The 13,725-nt window shown below is 66.8% G+C and carries 6 protein-coding genes and 4 pseudogenes; 3 read left to right on the top strand and 7 right to left on the bottom strand.

The window, feature by feature from the left end:
• Positions 1-82: 82 nt before the first annotated feature.
• Together BIV23_RS53430 and BIV23_RS41620 are read right to left on the bottom strand one after the other, a co-directional pair.
• Positions 83-355 carry an SCO3870 family protein gene (locus tag BIV23_RS53430; RefSeq protein ID WP_342746414.1) on the bottom strand — a complete coding sequence of 91 codons (273 nt, stop codon included), beginning with the start codon at positions 353-355 and terminating at the stop codon, positions 83-85.
• Positions 353-960 (bottom strand): annotated as a pseudogene (locus BIV23_RS41620) (response regulator); the annotation flags it as partial. The gene BIV23_RS53430 and the pseudogene BIV23_RS41620, both read right to left, overlap by 3 nt.
• Before the next feature lie 853 nt (positions 961-1,813).
• Between BIV23_RS41620 and BIV23_RS41615 the strand changes: the two are divergent.
• Positions 1,814-2,871, top strand: a pseudogene (locus tag BIV23_RS41615) (IS110 family RNA-guided transposase).
• A gap of 137 nt (positions 2,872-3,008) precedes the next feature.
• Positions 3,009-4,430, top strand: a complete 1,422-nt coding sequence (locus tag BIV23_RS41610; protein ID WP_425443581.1) for an IS4 family transposase — start codon at positions 3,009-3,011, stop codon at positions 4,428-4,430.
• Here BIV23_RS41610 and BIV23_RS54210 read toward each other — a convergent pair.
• Complete coding sequence (locus BIV23_RS54210) at positions 4,414-4,650, bottom strand: integrase core domain-containing protein (RefSeq protein WP_107471430.1); 237 nt, start codon at positions 4,648-4,650, stop codon at positions 4,414-4,416. The genes BIV23_RS41610 and BIV23_RS54210 overlap by 17 nt on opposite strands.
• A gap of 17 nt (positions 4,651-4,667) precedes the next feature.
• A pseudogene (locus BIV23_RS52865) lies at positions 4,668-5,336 on the bottom strand (IS3 family transposase); the annotation flags it as partial.
• A 114-nt stretch (positions 5,337-5,450) separates the two neighbouring features.
• On the opposite strand from BIV23_RS52865, the gene BIV23_RS50970 reads away from it, so the two are divergent.
• The gene (locus tag BIV23_RS50970; protein ID WP_071386206.1) at positions 5,451-7,196 is read left to right on the top strand and encodes an IS1182 family transposase; all 1,746 of its coding nucleotides are present in this window, start codon (positions 5,451-5,453) and stop codon (positions 7,194-7,196) included.
• 13 nt (positions 7,197-7,209) lie between these two features.
• On the opposite strand, the pseudogene BIV23_RS50965 reads toward BIV23_RS50970, so the two are convergent.
• The 3 genes and pseudogenes from BIV23_RS50965 to BIV23_RS41590 form a co-directional block, all read right to left on the bottom strand.
• A pseudogene (locus tag BIV23_RS50965) lies at positions 7,210-7,529 on the bottom strand (transposase); the annotation flags it as partial.
• A gap of 146 nt (positions 7,530-7,675) precedes the next feature.
• The gene (locus BIV23_RS41595) at positions 7,676-9,616 is read right to left on the bottom strand and encodes a RiPP maturation radical SAM C-methyltransferase (protein WP_143079229.1); all 1,941 of its coding nucleotides are present in this window, start codon (positions 9,614-9,616) and stop codon (positions 7,676-7,678) included.
• A gap of 161 nt (positions 9,617-9,777) precedes the next feature.
• Positions 9,778-13,332, bottom strand: coding sequence for a BTAD domain-containing putative transcriptional regulator (locus BIV23_RS41590; RefSeq protein WP_079173742.1), 3,555 nt, complete (start codon positions 13,330-13,332; stop codon positions 9,778-9,780).
• Positions 13,333-13,725 lie beyond the last annotated feature (393 nt).

The following is a 13,725-nucleotide window of genomic DNA, read 5'->3' as shown; positions in this document are numbered from 1 at the left end:
CTGCCCAGCGGTAAGCGGATGGCGTCTCACGTCGACCACGTCGTCGAGGGCAACGACCGAGCCGCACTCAGTGGCGGCGAGCTCAGTCCGAGTGCGGCCGACGGGCGCGGACCCACGTCACCACAATCAGAGCCGAGGTGACGTACATCACGACGCTGGCACTGGCCACAGAGTCGACGTACTGCTCCAAACCGTCCGCGCGAAGCTGGAGCGCGAAGAGACCGAGCACCGTCCCAAGCGCCGCGATCGATGCGGCCAGGGAGCCGAATGGGACCTTCCTCATGGGTACTTCCTCCAAAATGTGATCTGCTGTCGCTGAGCTGCCTTGACGAATTGAGCCACGCTCCGGCTGCACCCAGCCCGTGTCTCGAGCGAGCCTCACCGCCGCATGGCGGTTCTCTGTTCCAACCCTGGAGATGGCCGACGACAGGTGACTGCGTACCGCTCTTGGTGACAGCGCGGCGCGCTCGGCGATCTCCATGATGGGCGCTCCACCGGCGGCGAGTGCCAGCACCTCCGTCTCCCGCTCGGTCAGCGGTGACTCCCCGCGGAGATGGCGTCGGCGACCAACTCAGGGTCGACGTAGCGGTTTCCGGCATGCACGGTACGGATGATCTCGGCGAGGCGCTGTGCGCTGACGGTCTTCGGGACGAACCCGCGTACGCCTGCCGCGAGTGCCCGTTCCAGGTGCCCGGGCTGGCCCTGACTGGTTACGATCAGCACCTGGCAGCCTGGCTGTTCGGCCTGGAGGGACGTAGCGACACTCACCCCGTCCGCACCAAGCATCTGGAGCTCGAGGACGGCCACGTCGGGTTCGTGCGCCCGTGCCATCGCCAGCGCCTCCGGTCCGGTCGCGGCCTCGGCGACAACAGTCAGGTCGTCCTCCAAGGAAAGCAGCGCGGCGAGGGCTCCCCGGACGAGGTGCTCATGGTCGGCCAACAGCACTCGCACCGGCGCCATCACGGCATCACCTCGTTCATCGCCGCCGACGTCATCGGTACCCCCGCCACCAGCCTCTTCCATCCTCATGTATCCAGCTTTTCCGGCGAGTTAGACGTCAGGTAGGGCACATCGTCACGAGACTTTGTGACATATGTCAGTGGTGACTGGCCTGTTGCGCCAGTAGCCGTGCCGTCGCCCTGTGCAGGAGGTCGCCACTCGGGACTGGTGTAGCACCTGAGTGAGGGGCGCCGCGCCTGGGCCGCCACTGTTGCCGCAGGGCCCACGGCTGAGAGGTAGTCGGCGTGCTCGCGCTGGGTGTGCATCGCGTCGCTGGTGACGACGGTTCCTTCCACGTCGGCGACGGTGAAGATCCACCGGTGTTCATCGACTGACAGCCGGTGATAGGCGACCCCGGGCGGTACCGGGGTGGGCGGTGCGGCGGACCGGCTCGGACCAGGCGGCCGCGCGTTCGCTGTCGCGCTGCACCGCCAGGCGCCGGTCCTCACTCGCCAGTTCGGTGTGTACACGCCGGTCGGTGCGGGCGAGGGTGAGGCGTCCCCCAAGGCCGGGTAGTTAAGGAACTTGCAGGTCACGCAAGGGGTGTTGGCGAGCTTCGGATGTGGAGCAACGGAGCAGTGATGATTGCGCCGTGGTTCTCCGCCGGGCCTGACCCCCAACGGAGCTGACGCCCTCCGGGGTTGTCATTCTGGAGATTTGTCGGCCCGCTGCGGAGGACCACGACGCACACGGCCGGACGGGTGTTCGTGACCTGATAGGAGCTTGGGCTAGAAGCCCCCGTCACTGCTTTGTCCGCCCGCCCGACCGGCGTGTGCTGCCCCCTGGATTATCGCGGAAGGACAGCACCACCATCATGACCGATCAGCCCCAGAACGTCTTCGGCGGCGTGGACACCCACACCGACACCCACCACGCAGCCGTCGTCGACCAAGTCGGCCGGCACCTCGCCGACGCCCAGTTCCCCACTACCAACCAGGGCTACCGTGCCCTGCTGGACTGGCTGCGTTCCCACGGCACCGTGCGCGCCGTCGGCGTCGAGGGCACCGGCTCCTACGGAACCCAGCTCGCCCGGGTCCTGGGTGCCGCGGGCCTGACGGTCTTCGACATCAACCGGCCCGACCGGCGCATCCGCCACCAGCAGGGCAAGTCCGACCCGATCGACGCCTACGCCGCCGCCCAGGCCGTTGCCTCCGGCCGCGCGACCATCATCCCCAAGACCCACGGCGGCGCCGCCGAGGCCCTTCGCCTCCTGCACACTGCCCGCACGTCCGCCGTCAAGGCCCGCACCCAGGCGATCAACCAGATCCGCAGCCACTTGGTCACCGCACCCGACACCCTGCGCGCCCAGCTCCGCAGTATGTCCAGCCCTGATCTCATCGCCACGTGCGCCCGATTGCGGCCGACAGCAGACCTGACCGATCCCGCTGCCGCGGCCAAGTTCACCCTGCGCCGCCTGACCAGGATCTCGACCAAGAAATCGATGAGTACGACGCCGAGTTGAGCGCCCTGGCCACCCAGGCCGCACCTGGCCTCATGGCCGTCTACGGAGTCGGCCCCGAGACAGCCGCCCGCCTTCTCGCCGCAGCGGGCGACAATCCCGAACGCCTCTGCTCGGAGGCAGCGTTCGCCCATCTGTGCGGCGCCGCTCCGATACCAGCGTCCTCCGGACGCCGTGACCGCCACCGGCTCAACCGCGGCGGTAACCGGTCCGCCAACGCCGCCCTCTACCGCATCGCAGTGGTCCGCATGCAGCACGACCGCCGCACCCGCGACTACGTCGCCCGCCGCACCGCGCAGGGGCTGCAGAAGAAGGACATCATCCGCTGCCTCAAGCGCTACATAGCCCGCGAGGTCTACAGAGCCCTGACCTGCGCGAACATCACTGAAACCCACCTCCGACGCGCTGCTTGACAGGAGATAGGAGCATCTCGTTGGTACAGGCAGTCGTCCAAGACAGCTTGTTCCCGAAGGAGATGCTCCGTTGGGGGTCAGGCCCGGCGGAGAACCACGGCGCAATCATCACTGCTCCGTTGCCGTCTCATCATGTCCTGCCGTCTGCGCTGACGGCCATCACCCGAACGGTCACTGTGGCCGCAGGCCGGTTCGCTCCCGGTCATCTGGGAGAGCTGACGGCGGTCGTGCCGTTCGAACTCGTGGATGCCGTCTTGTCGGAGACCCGGACCGTGCAGCGGCGGCTGCGTAGTCTGCCCTCACGGGTCGGGGTCTACTTCCTCCTCGCGATGTGCCTGTTCCCCGAGGTCGGTTACCGGCTGGTCTGGGACAAGATGACCGCCGGCCTGTCTGGGATCCCGGTGGCCAGTCCGAGCGCGAAGGCACTGCGTGATCTGCGCCGTCGGCTCGGCAGTGCGCCGGTGCGGGCGTTGTTCGAGGTGCTGGCGGGGCCGCTGGCCCGGCCGACGACGCCGGGAGTGCGGTTCGGCCCCTACCGGACAGTGTCGTTCGACGGCTGCAGCTCGCAGAAGGTCCCCGACTCCGAGCGGAACCGTTTCTGGCTGGGCAGGACCGCTCACCATGGGTATCCGACGTTGGAGTTGATGACGCTCGTCGAGACCGGAACCCGGGCCCTGCTCGGCGCGGTGTTCGGCCCCACCGCCGAGGGTGAGACGAGCTATGCGGGGCGTCTGCTGCACCTGCTGAGGCCGGACATGCTCGTCCTGTGGGACAAGGGCTTCGACGGTAACGACTTCCTCGCCGCGGTGAACGCCACCCGCGCCCAGTTCCTGGGCCGACTCCGCAACAACCGCCGCACCCCGGTTCTGTCCCGTCTGACCGACGGCTCATACCTGTCGGTCCTTGGCACGGTCAAGGTGCGGGTCATCGACGCGCAGATCACCGTGACCTGCGCAGACGGCACCGTCTTCACCGGGGCCTACCGGCTGGTCACGACCCTGACTGACGCCCGCCGCTACCCGGCGGCCGCGCTGACGCGTATCTACCATCAGCGGTGGGAACACGAATCGGCGTACTACGCCCTCCGTCACACGATCATGGACGGTCGCCTGTTGCGCTCGGGCGACCCGGCCGGCATCGAACAGGAGATGTGGGCACTGCTGACGCTCTACCAAGTGCTACGGACGGTCATGGTCGAGGCGGCCGAATCCGTCCCGGGCACCGATCCCGACCGCTGCGGGTTCACCATCGCCCTCCAGACAGCCCGTGACCAGGTCATCCACGCCGCGGATATTGTCGCTGCAGCCACCGGTCAGGTGGGTCTCATCGGACGTAAGGTGCTGGCCGCCCTGCTCCCGCCCCGGCGGCAACGGGTCAGCACCCGCAAGGTCAAATCGCCGACCTCCCGCTACGGCGAGCGCCTCGACGACGGCAGGCCCGACGCCAGCCGCACCGTCACGGGCCTCGACATCACCGTTCTCGTGCCCGCTGCCGAGGAGCGTGTACTGCCTGAGGCGTCCCCCGGAGTGTGGACACAGGGGTTCATGCTGCGAGTGTGAGTTTACGTCCTCGTCGGTGTTGCTGTTCGAACTCGGCTGGCGAGAGGTAGTTGAGGGCGCTGTGGCGCCGTCGGGCGTTGTAGTAGGTCAGCCACTGGAAGATCTCCAGCCTCGCCTGACGCACCGTCGAGAACATCCTCTGGTGCATCGTCTCCCTCTTGAGCCCCTGCCAGAACGACTCGGCGAGGGCGTTGTCGTAGCTCGAGCCGACCCGGCCCATGCTCCTGAGCCGACCCGGCCCATGCTCCTGCGGATCCCGAAACCGTCACAGACCTGCGCGAACGCCGCCGACGTGTACTGGGCGCCCCTGTCCGCGTGGAAGATCACTCCGGTGACGTTGCCGCCGCGGGTTGCGACCGCCATCGTCAGAGCGTCGATGACCAGTTCGGCGCGCATGTGGGTGGCCATCGAGTAGCCGAGCACCCGGCGTGAACAGATGTCGATGACGCAGGCGAGATACAGCCATGTCCCGCCTACCTGCACGTATGTGATGTCGCCGCACCACTTCTCGTCCAGCCGGGCGGCGGTGAACCGGCGTTGGACGAGGTCCGGGGCGGGCGGTGCGAGCCGGTCCGGGACGGTGGTGCGCTTGCGGCGCCGCAGGTGCCGTCCCTCGATGCCGTGCCGTCGCATCAGCCGCTCGATGCGCTTGCGGTTGACGGTGCGCCCGAAGCCGCGCAGTTCGGCATGGACGCGCCGGACACCGTAGGTTCCCTTGTGCTCGGTGTGGATCTCACGGATCTCCACGAGCAGGGCGTCGTCGGCGGCCTGCCGCTCCTGGCGGGTCTTCGCACCGGCGATCCACCGGTAGTAGCCCGAGCGCGAGACCCGAAGGACCCGGCATATCCGCTGGACGCCGAAGGTCTCGGCATGGGTGGAGACGAAGTCCCAGCGGCGGGTCTTCACTTCATCTCCGATCCTGGTGGTTAATTCAGGAGTTCGGTGAGTGAGTGTCAGGCAGGAGGTGGATCCTGGAGTCTGCGGCAGTCTTGTGGTGTCTGTCCGCAGGACGGAGACGTGGTGTCGGTGCAGCCGCAGCCCTGGCCGGAGCCGGACCCGCAGGTCGCTGCCGCGATCCGGGCGATGTACTCGGGTCGGCGGGAGATCCCGCTCGCGGTGCGGGTCCGTGACCGGTTCGGTGAACTGTTCGCTGACGACCAGTTCGCGGCGGCGTTTGGGCAGCGTGGCAAGCCGGGCTGGTCGCCGGGGCGTCTCGCGCTGGTCACGGTGCTGCAGAAGGCGGGGAACCTCACCGACCGGCAGGCCGCCGAGGCGGTACGGACGGACCTGACGTGGAAATACGCGCTCGGGCTGGAACTGGAGGACCCGGGATTCGACCACAGCGTGCTCTCGGAGTTCCGCTCCAGGGTGATCGAGCACGGCCTGGAGGAGAAGGTACTGGACCTGTTGCTGGCCCAGTTGGTCCAGCAGGGACTACTGGAGAGCGGTGGCAAGCAGCGCACCGACTCCACCCACGTGATCTCGGCGGTGCGGGATCTGAGCCAGCTGGACCTGGCCGGCGGGGCCGTCCGCGCTGCCCTGGAGGCACTGGTCTGCGCGGCGCCGCAGTGGGTGGAACAGGTCATCGATGTGCCCTCCTGGAGCCGGCGTTACGGCGACCGGATCCCCGGATGGCATGCGCCGACATCCAAGGCCCAACGCACCCGGCTCGCTGTCGACTACGGCCGGGACGGCTTCGCCCTGCTCACCGCAGTCCACGCGCCTGCGTCCCCGGCGTGGTTGCGGGAACTGCCGGCTGTCCAGGTCCTGCGGCGCGTGCTGGTGCAGAGCTACACCCGCACCGTTGCGGGCAGCGGACGGGAGGTGGTCAAGCGGCGAGAGGCGGAAGGAGACGGTCTCCCGCCCGGTCATCTGCGCCTGACCTCGCCGTATGACACTGACGCCCGCCGCAGTGTCAAGGGCGACCTGTGGTGGAACGGCTTCAAGATCCATATCAGTGAGACCTGCCAGTCTCCCGAACCAGCCTCGGCCTGCACCAACGCGGGCCTGGTCCCAAGAGAACACAGCCATGCTCCGCGGCCGAACCTGGTCACGAACATCGCCACGACCGACGCCACCGTCCCGGACAACGCCATGCTCGACCCCATCCACCAGGCCCTCCGACGACGCGGCCTGCTGCCCGGGGAGCACTACCTGGACAGCGGATACGCCTCCGCCGAGCTGATCGTCGGCTCCTTGAAGCGGTTCGGTATCACGCTCATCACCCCGATGCTGCGCGACCTGTCCCGCCAGGCCAGGGCCAACGAGGGCTTCGCCACCCACGACTTCCGTATCGACTGGCAGGGCCGGCAGGCCATTTGCCCGGCGGGGCAGACCAGCACCACCTGGAGTCCCTGCCGTCAGGCCGGCGTCGCCAAGACGGTGGTCACATTCTCCCCGAGAACCTGTAGCCCCTGCCCGCAGCGTCCACAGTGCACCACCTCCAAGCTCCAGCGGCGTCAACTCACCTTGCAGCCACAGGAGATGCACGAAGCCCTGCACGATGCCCGTGCCCGGCAGGAGACCGAGGAGTGGAAGCATAAGTACATGCTGCGTGCCGGAGTCGAAGGGACCATCCACCAGGCCACTGCCGTCACCGGTATCCGCCGAGCCCGCTACCACGGCCTGCGGAAAACCCACCTCGACCACATCTACAGTGCGGTTGCATTGAACCTCATCCGGCTTGACGCCTGGTGGAACGGCCACCCCCTCGATCGCACCCGCAGTAGCCACCTCGCCCGACTCGAACTCGCCCTCGCTTCCTGAATTAACCACCAGGATCACCTCCCGGGCAAAATACGCGGCTGCCCGGCGCAGGATCTCCCGCTCGAGCTCCCACTCCTTCTCGGCCTTGCGCAGTCGGCCGTTCTCCGCCCGCAGCCGGGCCAGTTCCTCCTCCCGGCTCTCCCCGCTCTGCTCGCCGCGACCGTGATCGCGGCCGGCGTGTTCGTCGGCTTGGCGCACCCAGCTCCGCAGCGTCTCGCCGGTCACCCCGACGTCCGCCGCGACCGCCGCATACGTGCGCTTCCCGCCCGCCGAGCGGTACAGCGCGACGGCATCGTTCCTGAACTCCTCCGGATACGGAGACTTCCGTCCCACCAGGACACCCTTCCTCGGATCTGCAAGATCCATTGTCAGTGTGTCCACACCGCCGGGGTCACCTCAAAGCCTCATCGTCCCATTTTAAAAGGAACTTTCGCGTTCTCGATCATGATCCGGACGTGGGCGCAAGTTAAACGCGCAGGTTAGACCGGAGAGCTGACCCTGGGCAGCGCGAGCGAGAGACACTTCCCATCTTCCATGACCACGTAGCGCACGTCGGCACAGGATTCGAGGAACTTCGTGACACGCTCGGTGGAGATGTCGTGGCCAAGTACTTGGAGTTCCTCGGAGATACGGCCGGGAGTGTGCGGCACTTCGCTGCACAATTCGAACGCGATCGCCTTCCACCCGTAAATCGTCGCGTCCTCCGGCTTTGGCCCCCGAGTGTCCCAGAGGTGAATGAAGCCGGGGCCTCGCTGATAGGTCAACTGCGGGCGGCGGGTTCGCCAGATCGTGTGCCAGCGTTCCACGGCCGCCACGACGGCGTCGTGGGCACGCTGGGAGGCAATGTTGCCGACTTCGTGGTCGAAGAAGTAGGCGATCTGATGAAGGTTGAGCCCGGGGACCGGGTAGGCGAACGAGTAGGCCTCCTTGGGGCGGACCATGGTGATCGGGAAGCTCGGGTCCGTGAAATATGGACTGTAGCGTTCGAGCCAGAGCCGGCCCGCGCTTCCCGGCGGCTGCAGGTGGTACAGCGACGGGATCAGTTCGACCTGCCGCTCGTAGTCCTCGTCGGTCTCGCCGGGGAAGCCCATGAGGATGTTCCAGATGATGTTGATCCCGTAGTATGTGGCCCACTTCATGAATCGCACGTTGAAGGGCATCGTCGTGCCCTTCCGCATGAGGCCGAGGACGTGTGTGCTCAGGCTCTCAATTCCCGGCTGGATGCGACGCACACCTGCGCTGGCAAGGCGGCCGATCTGACGCCTCTGCAGGTTGGACTTGACCTCGAAGAACAGGTCCAGGTCCACGTTGTGGTCGGCCAGGACTGGGCAGAGCTTCTCGAGGTACTGCATGTCGATGATATTGTCCACGGCCTCGAGTTCGAGGATCCGATGCTTGCCTGCCAGCGTCAGGAGGTCGGCGACGGCCAGTTCGGGCGATTTGCTGCGGTAGGTCATACCGGAGGCGTTCAGTCCGCAGAAGGTGCAGTGGTGCTTCTCGCCCCACCAGCACCCTCGGGAGAATTCCACCGGAATACGGATATTGCGGCGACCGATCACGGTCGAATGGCCGCGCCGCTCGATGACGGAGAAGTAGTCGTCGTAATTCGGAGTGGGGATCGAGTCCATGTCGCGGATGCGGGCCGCTGGAGCACCGACGCTGATCTCGCCGCCGTCGCGTCGGCAGACGCCGGGGATGGCATCGTGGCTGCCGGTCGCGATGGACTCAGCGATCTTCACGATTGCGATATCGCCCTCACCGGTCACCGCGAAGTCGATGAAGTCGAAGTTGTTGAAGAACTCCACACCCATGTCGCCATCGAAGTTCGCTCCCCCGAAGACGAGGGAGACCTGCGGGAACCTCCCCTTGACCGCACGTGCGAGGGCCAGCGCCGCGACATTCTGCTCGAAGGTGGATGTGAAGCCGATAAGGTCGTATTTGCCCCAATCGGCGGAGGCTAAGGACTCGATCCACCGCGGAAGGGTCTCCTCGCGCAGTGTGAGAAGGGACTCCAGTTCCATCCCGCTGCCGCTGACGAGGTTTTCGAGCTCGGGAAATGCCTCGAGGTACGCCTTGGACTCGAGGTCCGTGTCGAACGCCGAGCGACCGAAGAGCCATTCACCGAGCAGGTGAACGCGATCGCTTCCGAAGTGTGAGATGGCCTCGTAGATCTTGATGCCGATCTCTGCGGCCAGTTCCAGATTCAGATAGTGCACGTCGACGGTGTAGCCCGCGGCGACGAGTTCCGATTTGAGCAATCCACACTGAATGGACGGAGAGCTCGTCCGCGCCCACGGCATGTTGATGAGTGCGACCGTGAGTCCGTCGGCCTTCATCGATTCATTCACTGGATATCGGATCCCCTCGATTGTGCTCTCGCCCCGGCCGAGTTGGACCGGCGCCTCGGCGATCCTCTCCACTCTCCGCCGTGGAAGCTCATCTGCGGCAGAGCCCAGGCAGTGCGATGAATCCCGTAGCGCGCACCCGCCGCGGCCTCGTATGCAGGGCGTTTTCCGTGGGTGAGTCGCGCGGCCCTACCGCGATTCCCGTACCCGGGCGGCTGGAGTCCCGTACGGTCCAGTCACGTGGCACGCAGAGCCGCAAGCTCGGCCCGCACCGATGGCTCCTCGGGTAGTGAAAGTTCGTGACACAGCCTCACCGCGGCCTCGAGCGCGCAGAGCCCGTCAGCCGTCTCACCCCGAGCCACATGCGCCTTGCTGAGTCCGCGTAGGGCCGCCAATTGGGTCTGTACCCGCCGACTGGACTTGGCCAGATCGACGGCTCGTAGGTAGAGGGACACCGCAGAGTCGACATCACCCGCGTCGAGGACGAACGACGCCTTCAAGCTGATCGCGTAGGCTTCGTTCACCACGTCGTCGACCGCTTGGAAGTGCTCGACCGTAGCATTCACATCGGCCACTGCGGTGGAACGGTCCTCGATCTGATACCTCGATTCGGCGGCATACATGACCGATGCCATCCTTCCGCGCTCGTTGCCGCAGGCCGCGAAGTGCTCGCCGGCCTTGGTGAATGATTCGAGCGCGGCCTTGTGGTCACCGCCACCGGCCTGCACCGTGCCAGAGCAGGCCAGGGAACTGGCCATTCCCGCGAGACTGCCGAGATGTTCGTAGATACTGAACGCCTCACGGATGTCGCGGAAGGCCGTCGAGGGATCATCCATGAAGTGCCGCAGGAGGCCGAGGCGCAACAGCGTGAGCGCCTGCGTCATCGGATCGGTCGCAGTCCGGGAGTGCCTGAGCGAGTCCTGAAGGGCACGGTCGGCTGACGCGTAGTTCCCGCAGATCCGGTAGATCTCGCCAAGTTCGGAAAGTGCGTAGGCCTGACCCTTCGGATCACCGATAGTTGTGTACGAGGTCAGTGCCTCGCACAGGTCGGGCAGCGCGTCGAGCGGATCCGGCGATCTCGACAGCGTCAGTTGGCTGAGCCTGATCAGCGCCTCGGCCCGGCTGGCCCAGTCGCCGGACTTGGTGTGTGCGGCCAGTGAGGCACGCAGGGCTTCACTGGCCCTCGGATAGTCGGCTGTAAGCAGATAAGCCTCCCCCAGTTGGCCCAGGATCGGCCCAACCATGCTCTCCGCGGTGTTCGGAGCGAGGCTCAACAGAGCCGCCTCGAAGGACTCGACGGCGCCGGAGATGTCACCGGTCAGCCGCCGTATGGCGCCGAGCCTGGCCAGCGTCGACGCCATGGCCCGAGGATCGTCCCCGTGTCGGGCGGCCTCCACCGCGGCAGCCTGGAGTTCGACGGCCCCAGACCAGGGACCCGAAGTCTGCAGGAATTGGTGCAGCGAGGCAGAGAGGCTGAGCACTACAGGGTGATTGCCCGAGGCGACAGCCAGGCGGGCGACCGCGAGCAGATTCATGATCTCGGCCCGCATCCACTCCATGGCGTGCTCGCGGGTATCGATGCGCGGGCCCTCGACGACGCCAACATCGGCACCTTCGCACGGCGGCGCTTCGCCGTAGCGGATGACCCCGTCCGCCCGCCGAGCCGCCGCTTCGAAGTAGTCGACGAGTCGCGATTCCGCCTCCGCCACGTTCTCGCCCGCCTCGAGAGCTCGGGTCCACGCATCCAACTTCAGCAGGTCGTGGAAGTGGAAGCGTCCCGGCTCGGTCTCGACCAGCAAGTTGTGGTCGGCCAGATCGCTTAGCAGGTCCTGGGCGCTGTCCACGGGGATTTCCGCGAGCGCCGCGGCACCGTGGACGTCGATATCCGGCCCCGGCATCAGCCCGAGTACCCGGAACAGTTGGCGATGCCTACGGCGCAGCACCTGATAGGAGAGGTCGAAGACCGAGCGCAGGCTTCGCTCACCGTCGTCGAAGGCGGACAGCGGCTCCTGGCTCGTCAGCCCGTTCTGCAGCCGCTCCTTCAGCGCGCCCGCCGCGAACACTCTACGGCGGTGAAGCAGGGCTCTGACGATCCGCAGGGCTAGCGGAAGTCCGCCGCACAGGCGGGCCAGCTCTTGCAGGGCCTCGGTCTCCTCGCTCCGCCATCCGGCAGCGGCGCCGCGCGCTAGCAGCCGGTAGCCGTCCGCGTCCGGGAGGGCCCTGAGCGTTAGCCGGTACGCCTCGTCCAAGGAAATCAGGCCGCGGCGGCTGGTCACTAGCACCAGACATCCGGTGGAACTCGGCAGCAGGTGTCGTATCTGGTCGGCCGACGAGGCGTCGTCCAGCACGACCAGGGTTCGGCTGCCGGCCAGCCGGTTGCGGTAGAGCGCGGAGCGAGCCTCGACGTCCTCGGGGATCAGCTTGAGCGGGACGCCGAGGACGGGCAGCAGTTCCGCGAGCACCTCCGTCGACGTGCGCGGCGGCAGATCGGTGTTGTGTCCGCGCAGATCGACGAAGAGGTGACCGTCCGGGTAGCGGTCAGCGACCAGGTGGGCGGCGCGCAAGGCGAGGGTGGTCTTCCCGATCCCGGCCATGCCGTCCATGGCGACAATGGTCGGGGTGCGTGCGTCCGTGTCGGCAAGGGCGGACTCGATCCGCTCGCGCAGGGCGGCGAGCTCGCACTCCCGTCCGGTGAATAGAGCGGTGTCCGGAGGCAGTTGCTGCGGGACAGCGGGTGGGGTCATGAGGAGGCCCGGGTTCGCTGCTGGTTCGTAGTCGACCTCGTTGTTCAGGATCCGCCGCTGCGCTTCGACGAGTTCCGGGCCCGGGCGCAGTCCGAGCTCGCGGTTGAGCAGCGCGGACAGCGCGTGGTACCGGGAGAGCGCCTCGGCCTGCTGACCGGACCGCGCCAAGGTCACCAACACCCTGGCCTGGATGGATTCGTTGAAGGGGTCGCGCTCGGCGAGAGGTTCAAGCTGGTCGAGCGCCTCGCCGAACGAACCTCGCGCGGCGTGGGCGTCTGCGAGGTCGAGCGCCGTGCGTATCCGCTTGCGGAGCAGCGCGGTGAGTTCGGGAAGGTCGCGCAGCGCGTCGATGTCCTGTAGTACCGTGCCGCGCCAGAGCCGAAGGGCCCGGCCCGTGAGCTCGACGGCCTGTTCGTAGGACTTCGTACCGAGAGCGAGGCGTCCGAGCTCGGAGAGCTCGAGGAACTCGTCGACATCCCGGCGGATCAGGTCCTTGTTCAGGCGAAAACCGCGGCCGACCCGGTCGATGCACTCCGGCTCGCTGGGCGTGAGAGCCTGGCGGGTAGTGCGGACATATTCGCCGAGTAGCCGGTGGGCCCGGGCTGGCGGCGCGTCCCCCCAGAGAAGGTCGACGAGCGTGTCTTGGTGGACCGCCTTGCCTGCGTTGAGCGCGAGGATCGCAAGCAGGAGCCGCCGCTTGCCATTGGGTAACTTGACGCTCGCGCCGCCCCTTCTAACCTCGAAGCTACCGAGGACCAGGAGTTCCAGGACCCCAGTGGCACCGTCGGCCGCCGTGGTGGACGGAGGTTGGGCGCTTATCGTCTCGGGTTCTGTGCGTGCCACCAGATCGGCCTCGAGCCCGAGCGAGGTACAAAGCCGGTTTAGACTCGAGGGATGGGGTCTGCCGGTCCTGCCCTGCTCCAAGTCGCGCACCATGCCTATGCTCACACCGGCGGCCTGCGCGAGTTCACGCTGACTTAAGCCCAGATGGCGTCGTCGATCGCGCACTAACTGTCCAGCCAACGCCTGAGTTGATCCGTCGAGCATGATCCGCTCTGCCCCTCCTCGTGGTGCGTGCGGGACCGATCAAGGAAACTACGGGAATCGCCGAAGCCAATCAAGGTTGACCAGCACAGCCATGCGGGCGCGGCCTGGTCGGTAGCCCGCGGGCTACGGGAACAGGGGATAGGACTCGGCGCGGCCTCGTGGCAGTGCGTGGGCTGGATAGTGAGCAGTGGCCGTCCAGGCGGGGCTCCGGAGTTCTGTCTGGGCAACGGCCGAAGCGGAACCTCGTCCACGTGGGGAACAGTGACGAACGAGTGGTCTGGACCTGACGTGGCGTGTGCCTGCTGCTTCGCCTGAATTCAATTTCACTCGACAACATTTGGGGGTATCAAGTGTCCTCTCACAACGACGGTCGTTCGTTCCTGGCGGCCGAGG

The sequence above is a fragment of the Streptomyces monashensis genome, assembly GCF_001866665.1.
GTDB classification, from domain to species: domain Bacteria; phylum Actinomycetota; class Actinomycetes; order Streptomycetales; family Streptomycetaceae; genus Streptomyces; species Streptomyces monashensis.
This window is presented reverse-complemented; position numbering and strand designations above follow the sequence as displayed.

What these genes read in the sequence shown, in the direction of transcription:
- BIV23_RS54210 (WP_107471430.1), bottom strand. Translation starts at nt 4,650, where the DNA reads ATGGGCCGGGTCGGCTCGAGCTACGACAACGCCCTCGCCGAGTCGTTC.
- BIV23_RS41590 (WP_079173742.1), bottom strand. Translation starts at nt 13,332, where the DNA reads ATGCTCGACGGATCAACTCAGGCGTTGGCTGGACAGTTAGTGCGCGAT.